At 40.9% G+C, this 2,734-nt stretch carries 2 protein-coding genes; one reads left to right on the top strand and one right to left on the bottom strand.

All coding sequences use genetic code 11. From position 1 onward, the window contains the following. Nucleotides 1-85 precede the first annotated feature (85 nt). On the top strand, nucleotides 86-1,000 hold the full coding sequence (locus PX481_RS16745) for a DNA adenine methylase (protein WP_288095077.1): 915 nt from the start codon (nucleotides 86-88) through the stop codon (nucleotides 998-1,000). A gap of 491 nt (nucleotides 1,001-1,491) precedes the next feature. On the opposite strand, the gene PX481_RS16740 is transcribed toward PX481_RS16745, so the two are convergent. Beyond that, nucleotides 1,492-2,385 carry a formylglycine-generating enzyme family protein gene (locus PX481_RS16740; protein ID WP_002760943.1) on the bottom strand — a complete coding sequence of 298 codons (894 nt, stop codon included), beginning with the start codon at nucleotides 2,383-2,385 and terminating at the stop codon, nucleotides 1,492-1,494. Nucleotides 2,386-2,734 lie beyond the last annotated feature (349 nt).

Below are 2,734 nucleotides of genomic sequence, written 5' to 3'. Positions count from 1 at the left end.
GTTAGCCCAGCGTAACGCATTCTCTGATCAGGTTTTCATGAATTGCGCTGTAAATTGAATAAATTAGGATAATCTGGTAGGAATAATGACCACTTCTTTGTCTCGAAGGAAAACAGTTAGCGGCAAACCTTTTTTAAAGTGGGCGGGAGGCAAAACTCAACTGGTTCCCAATATTCTATCTTTGATTAATTCCCAGATTTCTCAAGATTGTCAGTTTAACTACATTGAACCTTTTGTCGGAGGTGGGGCAGTTTTATTCTCAGTCTTAAATAATTTTTCTTCTGTCCAAAAAGTCATTATTAATGACATCAATCCTGATTTAATCAGGGCTTATAATGTTATTAAAAATAATGTCAAAGAATTAATAGTCAAGCTTAAAAAAATTCAGCAGGATTTTTATGAACTTAAAAATCTAGAGGAACAACAAAAGTTTTTTTTAGATAAAAGAATAGAATTTAATTCTCGCAGCTGCGATGACTGTCTAGAAAAAACAGTTTTGTTATTATTTCTCAATAAAACTTGTTTTAATGGACTTTATAGAGTCAATAGCAAAGGACTTTTTAATGTCCCCTTTGGAAAATATGTCAAACCGTTGATCTGCAATGAAGAAAACCTATTAGCTGTCAATCATCATTTACAGAAAGTGACGATCCTACAAGGGGATTTTGTCCAAACCCTAAATTATGCCAATAACAAGACTTTATTTTATTTTGATCCTCCCTATAAACCGATTAAAAAAACATCAGCTTTTACCTCTTATACTAAAGAAGATTTTAACGATGAGGAGCAAATAAGATTAAAAGAATTTATCGATCGATTGGATCAGGCTGGTTATAAATTTATTTTAAGTAATTCCGACCTTAAAAACTTTGACTCTGACAATAATTTTTTTGATGATTTATATAAAAATTATAATATTCAAAGGGTAAAAGCCCGAAGAAATATTAATTCCCAGGGCAATAATAGGGGAGAAATCTGGGAATTACTGATCAATAATTAGGGTTTGCGGCAAAAAGTTTTTCCCGGGGGCAGGGTGTAGGGTGTGGGGTGTGGGGTGTGGGGTTTTGTCGATTTTTAGATGGCAAATTACCTAATTTTCAGGGAAAAAGTGCCTAAATTTCTCCCCGATCACTCCAATAGTTGACACTTTTTGAGAAAAAAAGTCTAAAAGTCTTACCCAACAAGGTTTTTAGATTTATTCAGCCAGTTCTAAGTAGGGCTGGCTGAATAAATGTGAAATGTAGGCAAGGTAAGGGTTTTGCGGCTTTTCTCGTGAAACAGGTGCCAGATTTTCAGAGAATCGTGCTTCCAAACCTTGCGTCTTCATCGGCCCGCGTCCTGTAGGGGCGAAGCATTCGGATAGAAAATCTACGGTTTCACCGATAGGTTATTGCCCGAATGCTTCGCCCGTACTTTTTCAGCAAACCCTAAGTAGGTAGGCGTTAAAAATTATCAGATGTGAGGGTAAAAAGGGAAAAAAGAGGAAAAGGGTTACAGAGTCCTCCCGAATACGCAGACTACCCGAAAACCGAAATTGTAGTAGCGGTCGTCGCGGCGGTCGATGTAGTAGCGAAACGCGGAACGGCAGTAATAAGGATCGTTGCCCCAGGAACCGCCCCGCAGCACTTTTGTAGTATATTTGTTCTTGCTAATCCAAGCACTCCCATCCGTGGGTGCGCCTTGATAATTAGGGTGATAATCGTCCTGACACCATTCCCAAACGTTTCCGTGCATATCGTACAGACCAAAGGCATTAGCTACCTTAAAATAGCCTACTGGTGTCGTCTGTTTTCGATCGATGCCTTTTAGTCCCCTTCCATAATTCCCTGGATAAACTTTTTTGTCTCTTTCCCAATCAGTTCCGCTGTAATTAGCCAAATCTGTGGTAATCGTCTCCCCAAAATGAAAAGCGGTTGTTGTCCCCGCTCTACAGGCATATTCCCATTCTGCCTCACTCGGTAGCCGATACTCCCGTTTTGTTTCCCTTGATAATCGTTTACAGAATTCTGTTGCTTGCTCCCAGTTTACTTGTTCTACGGGTCTTGTCCATCTATCCTGCTCTTGATATGGCTCTTTGAAGTAGGAAGGCTCTAGTTCTAGATCGATGTCTATTTTAGCAGTTGCGGCGATCGCTCGCCACTGTGCTTGGGTGATGGGATAGCGTCCCATGAAAAAAGCTGAAATATTAACGGTGTGTTGAGGACTTTCTCTTTGAAAATAGTCTCGATCGTATTCTTTACAGAGTCTTTCTATTTCTTGATCTGGGGTTCCCATCTGAAAGGAACCGCTAGGGATAAGCATCATGTCGAGATTAATCCCTTCCCCTAAATTCTCGCTGTAATATTGTGCTTCTCGTTGCTGTCGGTGAATGATTAATTTAGTCATTTTTTCTGAAGCGGTTAAGTAGCTGGTTATAATTAAATTGAAGATAGATTTTGGGTTCGATCCCCCCCACCCCCCTTGATAAGGGGGGCATCGATCCCCCCTACCCCCCTTGATAAGGGGGGCATCGATCCCCCCTACCCCCCTTGATAAGGGGGGTGCCGATCCCCCCTACCCCCCTTGATAAGGAGGGTGCCGATCCCCCCCACCCCCCTTGATAAGGAGGGTGCCGATCCCCCCTACCCCCCTTGATAAGGGTAGGGCTGTTTCATTTAAATTAAGTATAGCTGATTTTGAGTCAATAAATTTGACCGAAGATTCTCAAGTTTATCTTGTTCTAACCAAAAGAGTT

It is taken from the genome of Microcystis sp. M53603_WE2 (assembly GCF_030065435.1).
The sequence above is the reverse complement of the archived record's forward strand: the minus strand, read 5'-3'. Positions and strand labels throughout refer to the sequence as shown.